Raw genomic sequence first — 17378 nt, 5'->3', positions numbered from 1 at the left:
GGTTAGTTTTGCCGCTGCTTCTTAACTTTTTTCATTTCATACATTCTTTTATCTGCTAACTGGATAAGTTTTTGTACGTCCTTTCCTTCATCGGGAGAAACTGCTATTCCATAACTTATGGATAAACCAAATTCTTGAAATTCCTTTTCAATGTCGTTTTCTACTCTTTTTAAGATTTTTTCTATCTCTTTTCGGTTGGAAGATGGGGGCAGTATTATTCCAAGAATAAATTCATCGCCACCGAATCTTGCCAATATGTCGTACTTTCTAAAGTGTTCTTTTAGCATTTGGGCGACGTGCCTTAAAACTTCGTCACCTTTTTTGTGCCCGTATATATCATTTACTCTTTTAAAATTGTCAAGGTCAAGGAATATTATAAGTAGCCTGTTTTCTCCTCTTTCTACTTTGGCTGTTTCTCTCTCAAGGAAGGAAAAAAGAGCGTTTCGGTTGTATAGTCCTGTTAGACTATCAAACAAAGCTTGATATTCTAACTCTTTCAATAATTGTTCTTTAATGTGAAAAATTTCATCGTACTTTCTGGTCAGTTCGTCTAAGTAATTGACTAAAAGTTGGAGTTTTACTTTTTCTCTCATAACGCCTCCTTCATTGCTACTAATACGGAGGTTTGGTTGTGTAGCTTTAACGTTCCTTCAGATGGGGCTATTTCTCCGTGAGTGAAAAATCCGAAAAGGGGGGCGTTTAAAATCTGGGCGTAAATCTTGGGTTCTAATTCTGCTTTTTTTTCTAAGGTATATTGCCTTGCAACGCAGGAGAAGTTAAAGATAGCTTCTACACAGGAAAGTTTTGCTTTGACCCTTTTGGCAGAACTTTCAGTGTCTTTTAGGATTTCTTCTGGTACTACGAAAGCCAGCTTGAGTTTTTGCCCTTCTTCAATGGGAGCCCATACTTCTATTTTTCCTGGAGAGAAGTCTTTGAAGGTTCTGACCGTTGTTATCTCTTCTTTTTCGTTAAGAACGGCTAAAGGTGTGTACCAGAGGTGTTCTTTTTTATAGTTCTCAATGTTTTTAAGGAGCCTTTCGGGAAGGTAATGTGCCGGTTCTCCATCAAGTTCGTAAATGTCAAACATGCTTCCTGAAGTTACAGTGTAGACAGGACCTCTCCTAAATATACCTGTGGATAGAGCTATTTCAAACGTTAAGTTACTGAAGGATACTATTACAAAGCCTTCTGAAATCACTCTTCCATTTGCGAATACGTAGCCAGATTCGGGTCTTCCGTTCTTTATAGGGGTAGAGACTATTCCTCCGCAGATGTTTTCAGCGTTTATGTTTTCTTTTTTAAGCTGTTTTCCTAATTCGCATAGGAATACGGGAAATACTCCACTTGAGTAATCTCCGATTATCAAGTTTAAGTTATGGCTTTTTTCTTTTAGAAAGGAAACTGTTTCTCTAATAGTTTCTTCAAGGTTGCTACTTGGCAGGTTTTCGCAACAGAAAATTTCAACGGAGGCGTTCCTTTCAAAGAAAAAGAACATGCCACTAACGCCTTTGTTCATTATTTTAGTGTTGCAGAAAGAATCAATTGCGTTGAATGCAACGTAGTTTTCTATTCCTAAAATAGATTCAATGCATGATGGAACGTCTTCGTAAGGATAGCAGGGGCAAACGGATATCATGGCAAAATCAGGGGTTTGGAATAGGTTTTCTTCAATTTCTTCTAATGCTAACTGTAAAACGGGATTGTTGGAGGAAATAACTTTCGTTCTCATCTCTCACCTTTAAAGTTGTTTTTTTCCTCTCTCTGTTTTTAAATATAATCTCACTTTTTTCTTATTCTACTGCGCTTTGAAGGGGATGGCGTTGAAAGAACTTATAAGGGAGCTTAATCAGCAACAAAGAGAGGCTGTTCTTTATTTTGACTCTCCACTTTTAATACTTGCGGGTGCAGGTTCAGGAAAGACACGGGTTATTACTTACAAGATTGCATACATGATAGAAGAATTGGGATTTGAACCTGAAAGGATTTTGGCTGTTACGTTTACAAATAAAGCTGCCAACGAGATGAAAGAGCGTCTTGAGGGTTTATTGAAAAGAGAAGTTCCCGTCTGGGTTATGACTTTTCACTCTTTTTGCGTCAGACTCTTGAGGGCTCACAGCGTAAGGTTGGGGTATAAGCCGAACTTTGTAATTTTTGACTCTGACGATAAAAAAAGATTGATAAAGGAAATTATTAAAGATTTAAATCTTGACCCAGACCTTTACAGCCCTTCTACGATTGCCTCGGTTATAAGTAACGTGAAGAACGGTACTTATTCGCTTGATTCTATGAACCTTTATTACGAGAACATAGGTCAGATTTTTGAGCTTTATAATAAAAGGCTAAAAGAGAGTAACGCCCTTGACTTTGACGACCTGCTTATATGTGGAAGAGACCTTTTAGCGCAGGAAGACCTAAAGAGGCGGTATTCGGACTATTTTAGGTACGTTTTGATAGATGAGTATCAGGATACGAACAGGATTCAATACGAGATAGCGCTTTCTTTGACGAAGGAAAAGGGAAACATCTGCGTTGTTGGTGATGAAGACCAGTGCATTTACACCTGGAGAGGTGCTAACATAGAGAACATTCTTTCTTTTGAAAGGGACTTTCCCAACGCCAAGGTTATTAAGCTTGAAAAAAATTACAGATGTTCTGGAACGATACTGAAGGCAGCAAACGCCGTTATAGCTAACAACAGAAAGAGAAAAGGAAAAACGCTGTTTACGGAGAATCCTGACGGGGAGCCTATAAGACTTTTCGCTGCGGAAAGTGACGTTGAAGAATCTCAGTTTATCTCTTCTACGATAAAGCAGTTCTTGAAAAAGGGAGTTAAGCCTTCTGACATTGCTGTCTTTTATAGGACGAACGCACAATCCCGTATTTTAGAAGATGCTTTGAGGAAGGAAGGAATAGCCTATCAGATAGTTGGTGGCGTTAAGTTCTATGAGAGAAAAGAGATAAAAGATGTTATTGCTTATTTGAGGGTTGCTCTGTTTGATAGCGACGTTGTTTCGCTTTTGAGAATTTTGAACGTTCCCAAACGAGGGCTTGGTGATGCGGCTGAAAAGAAGTTGAAGGAGATTTTAAAGGTTGAAAAGGGCAATTTAAAAGCGCTTGAAAAACTTGCTGAGAGCGTGAGTTCTGCAAGGCAAAGAAAAGCAGTAGAAGATTTGATTGAGATTATAAGAGCTATAAGAGAAAAAATCCCCACCCTTCCCCCCTACGACCTCATAAAGTTCATAACCACCGTCAGCGGATATAAGGAATACTTACAGAAGGAATACAGAGAAGACTGGGAATCGAGATATGAAAACATAGAGGAACTGGGGAATACCATTCAGGACTTTGCAGAAAGAGAAAAGTTAGAAGGCGAAGAGCTTTACGTTGAGTTTTTAAGCACAATTACCCTTTCTTCCGACCAGGACGAAATGGAAGAGGGCGAAAAAGTTACGCTGATGACCGTTCACGCTTCAAAAGGTCTTGAGTTTCCCGTTGTGTTTATTGCGGGGTTGGAGGAGGGGATTTTTCCCCACGTCAGAAGTCTTGACTCGGCAGACGGCGTAGAAGAAGAGAGGAGACTTTTCTACGTAGCTGTGACGAGAGCAAAAAAACTTCTTTCTCTTTCCTACGCTAAAAGGCGCAGGTTCTTTGGAACTTACAAGTCGTCGCAAAAATCCCGCTTTTTGGATGAAATCCCCTCTCACCTTATAAAAGAAGTGAAAAAGAAAGAAAGGTCAGGGCAGCCTGCATTACAGAAAACTTCCTCAACTTCTGACAAAAAGCCTAAAATTGTTTTCCATAAAAAGTTCGGCAAAGGCGTTGTAAAAAGAGTGGAAGGTTCTGGAGACAACGCCAAAGTTACGGCTTTTTTTGCCAACTACGGAGAAAAAACCGTTATTATGAAGTTTTTAAAAGTTTTAGCCTGAAAACCATTAAAGGAGTTGCGATATGAAACCTTTAAAGAAAAGACTGCTGACCCCAGGACCTACAATGGTTCCAGAGAGAGTTCTTGAAGCACTTTCAAGACCAACGCTCTACCACCGTTCACCTGAGTTTAAGGAAATCTTCCTTGACACCAGAGAGAGGCTTAGGCGCCTTTTTAAAACTGAAGGGGAAGTGTTAATTCTCACATCTTCAGGAACCGGCGCCATGGAAGCTGCCGTTGCCAACCTCTTTAAGCCGGGAGACAGCGCTGTAGTCGTTGCTGGCGGAAAGTTCGGTCAGAGGTGGGAAGAACTCTGCAGGGCTTTTGGCGTTAAGCCTATAACGGTAGAGGTGGAGTGGGGTAAAAGCGTTTCCGTTGAGGAGATAGGAAAAATCCTCACCACCACCCCCGACGTCAAAGGCGTTTTAGTTCAAATCTGCGAAACTTCAACAGGAACTATTCACGACGTAAAGGCTATAGGTAAGATAACGAAAGAGCTTCCCGATTGCCTCCTCATAGCAGACGGTATAACAGCTTACGGCGTTTACGACATTCCAACAGACGATTGGCACATAGACGTAGCAATAACCGGTTCGCAAAAAGCTCTTATGACGCCGCCCGGTTTAGCCGTGATTTCCTTAAATGAGAAAGCCGTTAACAGATTAAACGACAATCCAACTGCTTATTACTTCAACCTGAAAAAAGAGTTAAAACAGCAGCCCAAAGGTCAAACTGCCTACACTACCGCTACAAACTTGGTTATAGCCCTCAACGAAGCCCTCAAAATGATAGAAGAAGAAGGACTTGAGAACGTTGCTAAAAGGCACGAGATGCTCGCAAAGGCAACAAGAGCCGGCGTTAAAGCTTTGGGGCTTGAACTGCTATCTGAAAATCCCGCCAACGGCGTTACGGCTGTCATTTCACCGGAAGGCATTAACGGACAGGACGTTGTGAAGATAGCGAGAGAAACCTTCGGAATTACGATAGCCGGCGGGCAGGAGCACCTTAAAGGAAAAATTTTCCGCCTTTCCCACATGGGATACGTTGACATCTTTGACATTCTTACAGGACTTGAGGTAACCGAATTTGCACTTAAAAAGTTAGGTTATAACAGGTTTAACTTTGGCGATTCTGTAAAAGCTGCAATGGAGGTTTACGAAAAGGAAACTTTGTAGTATAGTGGCAAAAACACTAAAAGGAGATGTTATGAACTACGTTTGCACCGTTGAGTACACCTTAAAAGACCAGAACGGGAACGTTATTGACTCTACAGAAGGTAGAGGAGCGTTCACCTTTACTACAGGCAGGAACGAAGTAATTCCTGGCTTTGAAAGAGAAGTTGCGCCTATGGAAGAAGGTGAGGAGAAAACTTTTTCCCTTCCACCAGAAGAAGCCTACGGCGAATACAGAGAAGAACTCCTTGAAACTGTTCCAAGAGCTGCTTTAGAAGGTATAGACCTTCAAAAGGGAATGGTTCTTCAAGGGCAAACTCCGGACGGACAGACCTTTTTGGTAAGAGTTGTTGACTTTGACGACGAAAAGGCGGTTCTTGACCATAACCACCCACTTGCAGGACAGACTCTTACCTTTACGGTTAAAATGCTCAAAAAAGAGCCTACAGAATAAACAGGTGGCTGCCTTTCGGCAGCCTTTCTCTTCAAGGAGGGCATATGAAAACCCTTCTTCCCGGAAAGGATGAGCAGAAAGAAATCAGCAAAGCCATTTTCTCTATCGTTGTTCCAAGACCTATCGCCTGGATATCAACAGTTTCTAAAGAGGGTGTCGTTAACCTTGCGCCTTTTTCCTTCTTTAACGCCGTTACCACAAAACCGCCGATAATAATGGTTTCCATCGGAAAGAGAAAGGACGGTACTTTGAAGGATACCGACAGAAACATAAGAGAAACCGGCGAATTTGTCGTTAACTTCGTTAGTAAAGAATTTTTAGAAAAGATGCACCTATCCGGAAAGGACTATCCCCCTAACGAAAGTGAAGCAGAAATTTTAAACGTTCCGACCGAACCTTCTAAAATCGTTTTACCGCCTAAAGTGAAAGGCGTTCCTGCGGCTTTAGAGTGTAAGCTTAAAGAGATAGTGGAAATCGGCGATACGCCTATGTCTTTGATTTTTGGAGAAGTGGTTGCTATTCACTTTGAAGAAGAGCTTCTTGAAACTTCAAAAGGCATCGTTGGAAGGCTTGGCGGTAAAAGGTACACGATAATAGACAACGAAATTGACCTTTCAAATCTGTAGTTTTGTTGCAATTCCCCTAATATAACGATAAATTAACAAACAAGGGTGGTCAAATCTTTTAAGGGGGAATCTATGAGAAAAAATCTACTTTTAACCAGTCTTACGTTGTTTTTTTCTTTTTCTGCTGCTTTTGGGGTACCTCCTGACCCTTTAATGGGAAAGAGAGTAGTTGAGAAGGTTGACCTTGCTTTTGGGAGTACCGAAACTGGAAAAGTTTTCTTCTTTACTATGAAGGAAGGGGAAGTGGTTTCTTACGGGAGTTTTAGTGGAGTTCCTTTTGTTAAGGGTAGTAAGTTGGCTGCAGGTAACGTTGAAGGTTTTGATTATGAGGAGCTTTTAGTGGGAGTTCCTAAAGAGGCGAAACATTGGGATTTCTACAAGGGTAGTCTTCAAGTTATTGAGAATAAAGGGGATACGTTCAAGAGAATCGCTTCTTACGCCTACGGAATCTCAAAGTATGATGCAATAGTTATGGCTTACCCGACTTCAAAGAGGTTTAAAACTTTGGTTATTAGAGGGAATGCTAAGAAGGATACGCTTGAAGTTTACGACCTTGATAGGTATTTACTTTCAAAAATTAACGTCGGCTTTGAAAGGCACGATAGACTTGCTGCTGGTGATGTTGATGGTGATGGGGCTGATGAGGTTATCTTCGGTGATGCCAATAAAAACCGTTTGGTTGTTTACGAGATTGTTAAGAATAAGCTCCTTTCCAAGAGGTTTATCTCAAACAGGAAGATAGGTTTAATAGATAGGGAGGACAGGTTAGCCTGTGGAGATGTAGATGGAGACGGGAAAGAGGAGATTATTTACTTGAATGGGAAGAGGGGGAGGATTTTCTTTCTGGATGAAAGAGGAAAAGTTAAAAGGGTCGTTAGGGCGGCAAAAGATGCCGTTGCCTTAACCAGCGGCGACCTTGATGGTGATGGGTTTGCAGAAGTTTTCTGGATAAATCCAAAAAGAGAGAAAATAGAGGGAGGACATCTTGTTCCCACTTACAGAGGATTGAAGTGGAAATATTTCACAGTTAAGGGCGTAAAAGCTGGAGAAGATGATGTTCTGGTTACAGGTGATTTCAGAAATACCAAGTTGGTTTTAGGTGAACCTTTTGTTAAAACGATAACGTTAAAACAGATACCTGTTGTTGTAATTAATGACCCGCCTAAGGAGAAAAGCCTTTTTGGACCTCCTAATGAAGCTTTGGGTAAGTTTTTTGCTACTTATGAGCATTCAAAAAGTACCGATTCTACTACTAAAGTGGAGTTGAAATCGTCTGTTTCTTTTTCCCATACTATAAAAGGGGAAAAACGTCCGCTAACTTCTTTGTTTTTAAGGAAAGTTAAGTACAACATTGAAAGAACGGTTAGTAAAAGTATTGAAGAAGGTAACTATAAGAGAATAGTGGAAACTGTTGAAGAAGGGTTAAGTGCTGATGGTTATCAAGATAAAGCTGTAGTTTTGATAAGCAGTTACTACGCTTTCTTTTATCCTATCCTCTCGCCTAAAGAGTTGGCTTATGTTAATGGAAAACAGCAATATCTTCTTGTAACTGTTCCAAAAGCTACGGTTAAAAGGATAGGGGTGATATATAAATCACCAGTTCACCTTACTGGCTTTGTTGGTAGTTATCCGCAGCACGAAGATGAGCTTTATCACTATTCACCCGATAACGTTATAGCCAGGGGAGAGATGGTTATCTCTTGCGGAGAAACGAGGATAGGCTACACGAAAGTTAAAGAAACTGGAATGTCTTCCCAGTCTTCAATTGGAAGTTCTACTGTGAAGGAGGAGAATGGACAGCTGAGAATTCCTCTTTACAGTACTGTTAAGAAGCTATTGCCTGTTAATCCTTCAAATAAGCGTTCCAGTAAGAAGGAGTATTACTCCTTTAAAGTGGAAAGTCACGATTTATATCTGACCGACGTCAACGCAATAGCTGTGAAATCTCTTGGTAACTGGAGCTGGTGTTCTGAACAGGATAAAAGGTACACGGTTGGAGTTGTGATATACACAGATAGTGAAGATGGGCACCTTATAATTGATTACTACGTACCTGAGAGGGGAAGTTATTACAAACCGCTCCCTAAATTGAATCTTCCACCGGTTCCGTTGTTGCTGAATCCTAAATCTGGTAAGCCTTTAAACTTTCGTTTAAAGCTGTAAATAAAAAAGGGCGCCGAGAGGCGCCCTTTTTTATTACGTTCAACTATCTCTTAGAATTCAGGCATTCCGCCTGGAGTTTTCTCTTCCTTTTCAGGAATCTCTGTTACAGTAGCTTCAGTTGTGAGGAGCAATCCTGCTGCAGATGCAGCGTTCTGGAGAGCAACCCTTTCAACCTTTGTTGGGTCAATGATTCCAGCTTCTACAAGGTTTTCAAAGTCACCCTTCCTTGCGTTGAAGCCCCACTCAACGCCTTTTTCTTTGATGAGTTCCTTAACTTTCTCAACGATTACCTGTCCTGCAAATCCAGCGTTGTCAGCAATCTGTCTGAGCGGAGATTCAACAGCCTTCTTAACGATTTCTACTCCGTGCTTCTTGTCTATTTCGCCAGCTTCGTCAAGCTTCTTGATGAGGTCTTCAAGTTTTTGAGCAGCAGCAATCAACGCTGTTCCACCACCAGGAACGATACCCTCTTCTACTGCAGCTCTTGTTGCGTGAAGTGCGTCTTCTACGCGAGCCTTCTTCTCTTTGAGCTCAGCTTCAGTAGCAGCACCTACCTTGATGATAGCTACGCCACCAGCAAGTTTTGCAAGTCTTTCCTGAAGCTTCTCTTTGTCATATTCAGAAGTTGCCTTCTCAAGTTCAGCCTTGATTTGCTTGATTCTTGCTTCAATGTCTTCTGGCTTACCTTTACCGCCGATGATTGTTGTGTGCTCTTTGTCAACAACAACCTTGTCAGCCTGACCGAGCATATCAAGTGTAACGTTTTCAAGCTTAATACCGAGGTCCTCAAGAATTGCAGTTCCACCTGTGAGTATTGCGATGTCCTGGAGCATAGCCTTTCTTCTTTCACCAAATCCAGGAGCTTTAACAGCGCATACCTGGAGTGTTCCACGGAGCTTGTTAACTACAAGTGTTGCAAGAGCTTCGCCTTCTACGTCTTCAGCGATAATGAGAAGTGGTCTTCCTTCTCTTGCAACAGCTTCAAGCACTGGTAAGAGTTCTCTGATGTTGCTGATTTTCTTGCCGTAGATTAAGATGTATGGATTTTCAAGAACGCACTCCATCTTGTCTGGGTCTGTTACGAAGTATGGGGAGAGGTATCCTCTGTCAAACTGCATACCTTCAACAACTTCTAATGTAGTCTCAAGACCTTTAGCTTCTTCTACTGTGATAACGCCTTCCTTACCTACTTTGTCCATAGCTTCGGCAATAAGTTCACCGATTTCTCTGTCGTAGTTTGCAGAGATTGTAGCTACCTGAGCAATTTGCTCTTTTGTTTCTACTGGCTTGGAGATGGATTTGAGTTCATCAACGATAACCTTAACAGCTTCGTCAATTCCTCTTTTAACTTCAATTGCGTTGTCGCCAGCTGTAACGAACTTGAGACCGTCGTTGAAGATTGCCTGAGCTAATACGGTAGCTGTAGTTGTTCCGTCACCAGCTTTGTCAGCTGTTTTTTGAGCAACCTCTTTTACAAGCTGAGCGCCGATGTTTTCTACTGGGTCTGGAAGTTCAATTTCCTTAGCGACAGTAACACCGTCTTTTGTTACTACTGGAGAACCGAACTTTCTTTCAAGAACAACGTTTCTTCCACCTGGTCCCATTGTAGCTTTAACGGCGTTAGCCAATTTATCTACACCAGCTTTTATTTTTTGTCTTGCTTCATCTGCAAAGAGTATTTCTTTTCCTGCCATTGCTCACCTCCTCCATTGGGTTTTGGATTACTCTTCAACGATTGCGAGGATGTCCTCTTCTCTTAGGATGAGGAGTTCTTCGCCGTCAATCTTCACTTCGTTTCCTGCGTACTTGCTATAGAGAACCTTGTCGCCTTCTTTAACCTTGAGAGGTCTTATTTCGCCATTCTCAAGGAGTTTTCCTTCACCTACTGCAATAACTTCTCCGAGCTGAGATTCTTCCTTAGCAGTATCTGGAAGGATAATACCCCCTGCAGTTTTCTGCTCCATTTCAATCTTCTTTACTACAACTCTGTCGTAGAGTGGCTTGAGCTTCATCCCGTCACCCTCCTTATCTGGTTTTTAGCACTCACCTAAGGTGAGTGCTAATTGTCTGCACTTAAATTTAAAGAGAAGGAGAGAATTGTCAAGGGGGAAGTATGCAGGTAAAATTGTTGCGGTAAAAAGTTTTCTGGAGAGTAGAATGCTTGCTAAGAGGATTATTCCCTGTCTTGATGTTAAAGAAGGTAGAGTGGTTAAGGGTGTGAACTTCGTTAACCTTATAGATGCAGGTGACCCTGTTGAAAATGCCAAAGTTTACGATGAGCAGGGCGCTGATGAGCTTGTGTTCCTTGATATTACGGCAAGTTACGAGAAGCGTTCCATAATGATTGATGTTGTAAAGAGAACTGCTGAAGAAGTTTTTATGCCTTTAACTGTTGGCGGTGGTGTGAGAACGGTTGAAGATATAAGAAATCTTCTTCATGCTGGAGCGGACAAGGTTTCCATAAACACTGCTGCCGTTAAAAATCCGGAGCTTATTACGGAAGGGGCGAAGCTTTTCGGCTCCCAGTGTATAGTTGTTGCGATAGATGCAAAAAGGGTTGGAGACCACTGGGAAGTTTTTATTCACGGCGGTAGAACGCCTACCGGGATAGATGCTGTTGAGTGGGCGAAGGAAGTGGTGGACAGGGGAGCCGGAGAGATTCTTTTAACTTCTATGGATAGAGACGGAACGAAGGCAGGTTACGATATAGAGCTGACGAGAGCGATTTCTGAAGCTGTTTCTGTTCCGGTTATCGCTTCTGGCGGTGCTGGAAAGAAAGAGCATTTTTACGAAGGACTTGTTGAAGGTAAGGCTGACGCTGTTCTGGCGGCTTCCGTTTTCCACTTTAGAGAGATTTCTATTCCTGAACTTAAAAGATATTTGAAGGAAAGGGGCGTTTGGGTGAGGATTTAACTACCTTCCTCCTGCGCCTCCGCCTCCTGCGCCTCCACCTACGCCGAATCCTCCGCCTCCTCCTGATGATGGAGCCACATTGGAGATGGCAGTATTTAAATTAGTATGGGTTATCGCAAGGTGGGTTCTGAGCGTTCTTAAGTTTTTGACTTCCGGTATTTCTATTTTGAGTTTTTTGAGGCTTTCTTCAACTTTGTCTGCTACTCCTAAGGCTGTGCCGTAGGTTAGCCATTCTTTCCAGATTACGATGTCTTCGGGAGTGTACTTCTGTATCATTGCAAAGTTTGATAGGAAATTTTTGAACGCTTCCCATTTCAGTTTCTCTCTGTAGTAATTTTTCTTCCACCTTCCCAATAGTTGGGTGGGAGAGGCTGCGATTATCGTTATCTGCAGCGTTAAGGTCATAAAGAGTATGAAGATTTTGACTGAGTTTACCCAGGTGATTTGGCTGTGTATGGCTATTAAGAATACGATTGGTATGAAGAGAAGGAACAGGATGAATATGATTTTTCGCAAGAGTTTGGGTAGTCTCATGTCTATGAATTCTTCTGTGGTTTTAAGGTCTGTGTATTTGAATACTTTTTCCCACTCTTCTTTGAGGGATTTTAGGGTTTCTACATCTTTTGTTGCTTCGGCAATACTTATTGTTCTTTCTATGAGGGAAGGAGAGAATACTGCTTTGCCGTTCTCTTTTTTTGAAAATTTGAGCATGAAGGAGAGGGCGGATTTTTCGTATGGGTCGTTTGTGTTTGTGCTGTAGATTTCAACTTTGCCGTTTTCTTTGAGCTTTATTAAGCCTCTTTCTTGAAGGTCTAAGAGGGTTGCGTAGAAGGCGTTTTCATCTGCTTCTGCTGCATCTCCCTGAAAAATCAGGTTTACGAGGTAGGGCTTTCTGTTTTTGTTGGGGATGAATGAAAGGTATTTGGGAATGAGGAAGTATTTTTCTGTTCCTAACTTTAAGTAGGATAGAAAGATGAGTAGTGGAAGAAGGAGGATGGTGAGGGTGAGGATTTTTTGTGTATAGATTGAGATATAAACAGTGGGATATACCCAGCGGTTACTCATCATAAGAGTTAGTTCTTTTACGTTGTTCACTTTTTGGAGGAAGGGGGAGCCGGGATTTTTCTTTAGGAGTAGTTCTACTTCTACCAATTGGTTTTCAAACGCTGTTCCTGTGAGCGTTATCTTTCCTTTTTCTTTTTTGAGTGATGATACGGGGAAGTGAGGGAATACCTGCTCTACGGCGTTGTTTGGGTCTAAGATTGTTAGCGTTATTTCTTTGTATGGAACGTGCTTGTCAGCGATTTTAAAGTTCATATGGTAGAGCTTGCCGTCTGTGTGAGCTGGGAGGAAGAGGAGGTAGGAGGCTTTTAGCGTGTAAGTTCCTTTTTTGAAGAAGGAAGGGTTTACCGTTCCCACTTCATTTTTCTGGGCAAGGGATTTAACTAAAAAGACACTACGGGGGTTTTTGAACTTTCCGTAGATTTTGCCTTTGTAGTCTTTGATGTACCAGTCATACTTGGATTTTACGTTGGTTACTTCTATGTAAGGCGAATTTGGGGTTGGTTGCTGGTTAGAATGGGTGGAAGATGGAGAGTGGAATGAGGTGAGAGGGGAGAGGGAAGAGAAGGAGGAGAAGGAAGGGGAAGGTAAGAGGGGGATTTTCCAGAATCTATAAAGCATTCTGTAGCTATTGTTTGACTTGACTTTGTAGACGTATTCTTCCGAGAAGTACGTTTTATTGTCCAATTTCAACGTAAATTCTGCTTTAGAGCAATAAAGAGAATAGAGAAATAGTAAAGGTGATAAGTTAGAAGTCCAAATACCGATTATTCCAATAATGAAGATAGTTAACAGGTATTTAATTAAATTTTTGATTTCATTCATCAAATGTTCCAGTTAAGGTTGGGTCTCTTTTCAATTTCCTCTTCAAATTCAAGGTATTCCATTTTCTTAAAACCAAAAATCCCCCCCACCACATTCGTCGGAAACGTATCTAACATCGTGTTAAACTCTTGAGCAATATTATTGTAGGTATATCTAAACCTTGCTATTTCAGATTCAACGTTTTTAACCGCATCCATCAATTCCTGAACGAGACTTGAAGTTTTAAGCTCAGGATAACTTTCTACCGTAACTAAAATATTTCCCAACAATCCCCTTGTTTCCCTTTCAACATCTTTGATTTCTTGCGGAGAATTAGCTTTTAAAACAGAAGCTCTCATCTCAGTAACTTTTTCTAACGTTTCCTTTTCAAAAGATGCATAGCTTTTTACAGACTCTAAAAGCTGAGATATAAGGTCAAGTCTCTTTTTTAACGCTACTTTAATCTGTCCAAAAGTAGCTTCTGCACCGTTTTTAAGCTGTTGAAACCTGTTATAAACTGATACGGAATAAAAGAATAGTAAAACAATAACCGCAATAGCGAAAATAAAGAAATAAAGCATATCTTCCCCCGAAGTTAGTTCCAAGTAAGATTTTATCAGCTTTCGTGATAAAATCCCCCCAATCCCAACAATCCTTAAAAGGAGGAAACGATGAAAATAGGAATCATCGGTGGAAGCGGACTTTACGATATTGAAGGACTTACAGACGTTGAAGAAATCTACCTTGAAACGCCTTTTGGCAAACCTTCCGACGCTTACATTCACGGAAAACTTGAAGGCAAGGACGTTTATTTCCTTCCAAGGCACGGCAGAGGACACGTATTCCTCCCCTCAGAAGTTCCGTACAGGGCAAACATTTACGGTTTCAAAATGCTCGGCGTTGACTGCATAATCTCTGTTAGCGCTGTAGGTTCAATGAAGGAAGAAATCAAGCCAGGTGATTTCGTTATAGTTACCCAGTATTTTGATAGAACGAAAAACCGTCCTTCAACGTTTTTCGGAAACGGAATAGTTGCGCACATTCCTTTTGATACGCCCACCTGTCCTTTGCTCAACAAAATCATTTACGATGCATGCGTTGAAGAGGGTATTCCTGTCCATAAGGAAGGAACTTACATCTGCATTGAAGGACCTCAGTTTTCTACGAAAGCTGAATCCAAGATTTACAGAAGCTGGGGCGTTGACGTTATAGGAATGACCAATATTCCAGAAGCCAAGCTTGCCAGAGAAGCAGAAATACCTTATTCAGCAGTTGCCCTTGCGACAGACTACGACGTCTGGAAAGAGGGTGAAGAGGTTAACGTAGAAAAGGTTCTGGCAACTATGGCTAAAAACATTGAAAATGCTAAAAAGATGCTTAAAAGAGTTATCAGCGTGATAAAGGAAGAGGATATAGCGGACTCTCCTGCTAAGAACGCTCTCGCCGGTGCAATTCAAACGAAGCCGGAGTATATTACAGATGAGGTAAAAGAAAGATTGAAACTCTTGCTGGAAGGGCGAATATAATCCCGGAGGAGCTATGCTCTTAGACTTAAATAGTGGAAGATTTTTAGTAAAACTTGCCAGAGAAGCAGCGGAAAACTTCGTTAAATATGGAATAAAGATAGACCCTCCGGTAGAAACGCCGGAGGAACTCTTTGAAAAGAGAGGCGTTTTTGTAACTATAAAAACCTATCCGGAAAAAGATTTGAGAGGTTGTATAGGCTATCCAGAACCTATAATGCCTTTGGTTTTAGCCACTATAGATGCTGCAATCTCAGCAGCAGTAAAAGACCCCCGTTTTCTTCCTGTTCAACCGGAAGAATTTGATTCTCTAATTTTTGAAGTGACCGTCCTTACTCCTCCAGAACCTATTACCGTTCCTCCTGCTGAAAGACCTAAGGCAATTAAAATAGGAAGAGATGGGCTTATCGTCCGTTGCGGATACGCTTCGGGACTTCTGCTTCCCCAGGTTCCGGTTGAGTGGGGCTGGAACGAAGAGGAGTTTCTCAGCCATACCTGTTTAAAGGCTGGTCTTCCGGCAGACTGCTGGTTAAGACCTGAATGTCAGTTTTACAGGTTTCAGGGACAGATTTTTACAGAAGTGGAACCTTACGGAGAAGTTGTAGAAGAGAAACTTTAGGAGGAAACAGTTGCAAGAGTGGATTATGTCATTTTTAATATCTCTGCCAGCGATTCTCTGGGCTATTACGGTTCACGAATTCGCTCACGGTTACGTAGCGTATAAATTAGGTGACCCGACGCCTAAAATTACGGGAAGGTTGACCCTTAACCCTTTAGCTCACATTGATATTTTAGGTTTTGTTGCTTTGGTTATTGCTCACTTTGGATGGGCAAAACCTGTAATGATAAATCCTGCAAACTTCAGAAAACTTGGCAGGAAATGGGGCGAAGTTGTAGTTGCTTTTGCAGGTCCATTTGCCAACTTTGTAAGTGCTTTTCTAAGTATTTTGCTGATTAAGTATTTGCCATTTTCTTCCCTGCCGCCTCAGATTGCCCAGCCTTTGTATCTGATGCTTAAATACAACGTTTTTATTAACGTTGCTTTCGGCGTTTTTAACCTGCTTCCAATTCCTCCGCTTGATGGTTCAAAAATCCTTGAAGCTTTTCTGCCTCCAAGACTTTACGCAACTTATAAACAGATAGAGCCTTACGGTTTTATTATTCTTATAATACTGGTTATAAGCCCAATACTTAACTGGATTTTAGTTCCTCTTGTTAACGCTGTAATTAACGTAATGCTGGCGGTAGCGTGATTTTCAAGGAACTTATAAAAAGAAAAAGGGACGGGCAGAAACTTTCATCGGAAGAGATAGACTGGATAGTTAAAGAATTTACTTCAGGAAAAATCCCCTCCTACCAGATGTCCGCTTTTCTAATGGCTATCTACTTTCAGGGGTTGGACGACCAGGAAACCCTTGCCCTTACAAAGAGTATGCTTGAAAGTGGAGAGACCATAACTATACCTTCCGATTTACCTTTAGTGGATAAACACAGCACAGGGGGGATAGGCGACAAGGTTTCTCTAATTTTATCTCCCGTTTTAGCAGAGATGGGGCTCAACGTAGCAATGCTTTCAGGCAGAGCTTTAGGTTTCACTGGCGGAACAGCAGATAAGTTAGAAAGTACAGGAATGAAGGTAGAACTCACTCCTGAAGAGATTGAAGAATCGGTTAAGCGCTTTGGCTTTTCAATATCCACTCAGACGGAGAACGTAGCGCCGGCGGATAGGAAAATTTACGCTTTGAGAGATGCGACAGCTACCGTTGAAAGCATTCCTCTGATAGTGGCGAGTATCCTGAGTAAAAAGCTTGCAATAAACACAGAATCAATCGTGTTTGACGTCAAAGTCGGAACCGGTGCCTTTATGAAAACACTAAAAGATGCAGAAAAGTTAGCTCAAGGACTTGTTAACGTTTCTAAACTCTACGGAAAAAAAGCTGCTGCTCTTATAACGGAAATGTCTCAGCCCTTAGGCGAATACGCAGGTAACGCTTTAGAGGTTAAGGAAACACTTTCAGCCCTTTCAGGCGAAATCTCTCCTGACCTTTTAGAAATTGTTACTTCCCTTTGTGGAAGCTTATACCAGCTGAGTGATTTGGGGACTTTTGAATGTGGTAAGAACTTAGCAAAAGAGGTAATACTTTCGGGAAAGGCTTACGAAAGGTTTGTAAACTGGATTGAGTTCTGGGGAGGTTCATTAAATCTTCCGACTGCTAAAAATATTATAAAGGTAAAATCGGAAAAGGAGGGTTGGATTTCAAACATAAACGGAGAGCGTTTGGGCTATTTGATAATAGAGATGGGCGGTGGCAGAAAGAAAGCTGACGACGCTATAGATTACTCTGTCGGTTTACGTTTCTTTAAGAAAATTGGGGATTTTGTTAAGAAAGGGGAGGTAATAGGAGAAATTTACTGCAGTGAAATTAAGCACGAATATATCAATAGTTTTCTGTCAGCTTACGAATTCTCATCAAGTCCTGTTGATTCTCCCAATTTAATTAAGAAAAGTATCGTTTAACCTCTTTACTTTTTCAAAAGTTTGCATATAATTCCAGCCTGCAAGCTTCTCTTTGCTCTTTTACAAACCAATAAGGAATTTTAGGAGGATAGAACCATGGCGAAGCAGAAATTTGAAAGGACCAAGCCCCACAAGAACGTGGGAACCATAGGGCACGTAGACCACGGCAAGACCACACTAACAGCAGCCATCACCCACTGCTTAGCACTCAAAGGAAT

Annotated in this window: 17 protein-coding genes; 11 read left to right on the top strand and 6 right to left on the bottom strand. The window is 41.5% G+C overall.

Annotated elements, in window-relative coordinates; translation table 11 throughout:
• Positions 1–2: 2 nt before the first annotated feature.
• Together QOL23_RS06660 and QOL23_RS06655 are read right to left on the bottom strand one after the other, a co-directional pair.
• Positions 3–593, bottom strand: a complete 591-nt coding sequence (locus tag QOL23_RS06660; protein WP_283400807.1) for a GGDEF domain-containing protein — start codon at positions 591–593, stop codon at positions 3–5.
• Entirely contained in the window at positions 590–1729 is a 1140-nt protein-coding gene (locus QOL23_RS06655) for an FIST C-terminal domain-containing protein (protein WP_283400806.1), read from the bottom strand. The genes QOL23_RS06660 and QOL23_RS06655 overlap by 4 nt, the downstream gene beginning before the upstream one ends.
• Positions 1730–1820: 91 nt before the next feature.
• Between QOL23_RS06655 and QOL23_RS06650 the strand changes: the two genes are divergently transcribed.
• The 5 genes from QOL23_RS06650 (at position 1821) to QOL23_RS06630 (ending at position 8340) form a co-directional block, all read left to right on the top strand.
• Entirely contained in the window at positions 1821–3926 is a 2106-nt protein-coding gene (locus tag QOL23_RS06650) for an ATP-dependent helicase (RefSeq protein WP_283400805.1), read from the top strand.
• Positions 3927–3948: 22 nt separating this feature from the next.
• A complete protein-coding gene (locus QOL23_RS06645; protein ID WP_283400804.1) occupies positions 3949–5100 on the top strand; it encodes a pyridoxal-phosphate-dependent aminotransferase family protein in 1152 nt (383 codons plus the stop codon).
• 31 nt (positions 5101–5131) lie between these two features.
• Positions 5132–5551 carry an FKBP-type peptidyl-prolyl cis-trans isomerase gene (locus QOL23_RS06640; RefSeq protein WP_283400803.1) on the top strand — a complete coding sequence of 140 codons (420 nt, stop codon included), beginning with the start codon at positions 5132–5134 and terminating at the stop codon, positions 5549–5551.
• Between the two features lie 44 nt (positions 5552–5595).
• Positions 5596–6177 carry a flavin reductase family protein gene (locus QOL23_RS06635; RefSeq protein WP_283400802.1) on the top strand — a complete coding sequence of 194 codons (582 nt, stop codon included), beginning with the start codon at positions 5596–5598 and terminating at the stop codon, positions 6175–6177.
• A 72-nt stretch (positions 6178–6249) separates the two neighbouring features.
• A complete protein-coding gene (locus QOL23_RS06630) occupies positions 6250–8340 on the top strand; it encodes an FG-GAP repeat domain-containing protein (protein ID WP_283400801.1) in 2091 nt (696 codons plus the stop codon).
• 50 nt (positions 8341–8390) lie between these two features.
• Here QOL23_RS06630 and groL read toward each other — a convergent pair whose 3' ends face one another.
• Both groL and groES read right to left on the bottom strand, forming a co-directional pair.
• The gene (gene groL, locus QOL23_RS06625; protein ID WP_283400800.1) at positions 8391–10034 is read right to left on the bottom strand and encodes a chaperonin GroEL; all 1644 of its coding nucleotides are present in this window, start codon (positions 10032–10034) and stop codon (positions 8391–8393) included.
• Between the two features lie 27 nt (positions 10035–10061).
• Positions 10062–10352, bottom strand: a complete 291-nt coding sequence (gene groES, locus QOL23_RS06620; protein ID WP_283400799.1) for a co-chaperone GroES — start codon at positions 10350–10352, stop codon at positions 10062–10064.
• A 145-nt stretch (positions 10353–10497) separates the two neighbouring features.
• On the opposite strand from groES, the gene hisF reads away from it, so the two are divergent.
• A complete protein-coding gene (gene hisF / locus QOL23_RS06615; protein ID WP_283400798.1) occupies positions 10498–11253 on the top strand; it encodes an imidazole glycerol phosphate synthase subunit HisF in 756 nt (251 codons plus the stop codon).
• Here hisF and QOL23_RS06610 read toward each other — a convergent pair whose 3' ends face one another.
• A complete protein-coding gene (locus QOL23_RS06610; protein ID WP_283400797.1) occupies positions 11254–13140 on the bottom strand; it encodes a DUF2207 family protein in 1887 nt (628 codons plus the stop codon). It abuts the gene before it with no gap.
• Positions 13140–13700 carry a LemA family protein gene (locus QOL23_RS06605; protein ID WP_283400796.1) on the bottom strand — a complete coding sequence of 187 codons (561 nt, stop codon included), beginning with the start codon at positions 13698–13700 and terminating at the stop codon, positions 13140–13142. Before QOL23_RS06605 ends, QOL23_RS06610 begins: the two co-directional genes overlap by 1 nt.
• A gap of 90 nt (positions 13701–13790) precedes the next feature.
• Between QOL23_RS06605 and mtnP the strand changes: the two genes are divergently transcribed.
• From mtnP to QOL23_RS06580, 5 genes are all read left to right on the top strand, one after another.
• Complete coding sequence (gene mtnP / locus QOL23_RS06600; RefSeq protein WP_283400795.1) at positions 13791–14645, top strand: S-methyl-5'-thioadenosine phosphorylase; 855 nt, start codon at positions 13791–13793, stop codon at positions 14643–14645.
• Positions 14646–14658: 13 nt separating this feature from the next.
• Entirely contained in the window at positions 14659–15261 is a 603-nt protein-coding gene (locus QOL23_RS06595) for a TIGR00296 family protein (protein ID WP_283400794.1), read from the top strand.
• A gap of 10 nt (positions 15262–15271) precedes the next feature.
• A complete protein-coding gene (locus QOL23_RS06590) occupies positions 15272–15895 on the top strand; it encodes a site-2 protease family protein (protein ID WP_283400793.1) in 624 nt (207 codons plus the stop codon).
• Complete coding sequence (locus tag QOL23_RS06585) at positions 15892–17160, top strand: thymidine phosphorylase (protein ID WP_283400792.1); 1269 nt, start codon at positions 15892–15894, stop codon at positions 17158–17160. The genes QOL23_RS06590 and QOL23_RS06585 overlap by 4 nt, the downstream gene beginning before the upstream one ends.
• Positions 17161–17256: 96 nt before the next feature.
• Positions 17257–17378 (top strand): GTP-binding protein (locus QOL23_RS06580; RefSeq protein WP_283400546.1); only part of this gene is annotated, 122 nt, incomplete at its 3' end.

The organism is Desulfurobacterium pacificum (assembly GCF_900182835.1).
Lineage (GTDB): Bacteria > Aquificota > Aquificia > Desulfurobacteriales > Desulfurobacteriaceae > Desulfurobacterium_B > Desulfurobacterium_B pacificum.
The sequence above is the reverse complement of the archived record's forward strand: the minus strand, read 5'-3'. Positions and strand labels throughout refer to the sequence as shown.

What these genes read in the sequence shown, in the direction of transcription:
- QOL23_RS06660 (WP_283400807.1), bottom strand. Translation starts at nt 593, where the DNA reads ATGAGAGAAAAAGTAAAACTCCAACTTTTAGTCAATTACTTAGACGAA.
- QOL23_RS06655 (WP_283400806.1), bottom strand. Translation starts at nt 1,729, where the DNA reads ATGAGAACGAAAGTTATTTCCTCCAACAATCCCGTTTTACAGTTAGCA.
- QOL23_RS06645 (WP_283400804.1), top strand. Translation starts at nt 3,949, where the DNA reads ATGAAACCTTTAAAGAAAAGACTGCTGACCCCAGGACCTACAATGGTT.
- QOL23_RS06640 (WP_283400803.1), top strand. Translation starts at nt 5,132, where the DNA reads ATGAACTACGTTTGCACCGTTGAGTACACCTTAAAAGACCAGAACGGG.
- QOL23_RS06635 (WP_283400802.1), top strand. Translation starts at nt 5,596, where the DNA reads ATGAAAACCCTTCTTCCCGGAAAGGATGAGCAGAAAGAAATCAGCAAA.
- QOL23_RS06630 (WP_283400801.1), top strand. Translation starts at nt 6,250, where the DNA reads ATGAGAAAAAATCTACTTTTAACCAGTCTTACGTTGTTTTTTTCTTTT.
- groL (WP_283400800.1), bottom strand. Translation starts at nt 10,034, where the DNA reads ATGGCAGGAAAAGAAATACTCTTTGCAGATGAAGCAAGACAAAAAATA.
- groES (WP_283400799.1), bottom strand. Translation starts at nt 10,352, where the DNA reads ATGAAGCTCAAGCCACTCTACGACAGAGTTGTAGTAAAGAAGATTGAA.
- hisF (WP_283400798.1), top strand. Translation starts at nt 10,498, where the DNA reads ATGCTTGCTAAGAGGATTATTCCCTGTCTTGATGTTAAAGAAGGTAGA.
- QOL23_RS06610 (WP_283400797.1), bottom strand. Translation starts at nt 13,140, where the DNA reads ATGAATGAAATCAAAAATTTAATTAAATACCTGTTAACTATCTTCATT.
- QOL23_RS06605 (WP_283400796.1), bottom strand. Translation starts at nt 13,700, where the DNA reads ATGCTTTATTTCTTTATTTTCGCTATTGCGGTTATTGTTTTACTATTC.
- mtnP (WP_283400795.1), top strand. Translation starts at nt 13,791, where the DNA reads ATGAAAATAGGAATCATCGGTGGAAGCGGACTTTACGATATTGAAGGA.
- QOL23_RS06595 (WP_283400794.1), top strand. Translation starts at nt 14,659, where the DNA reads ATGCTCTTAGACTTAAATAGTGGAAGATTTTTAGTAAAACTTGCCAGA.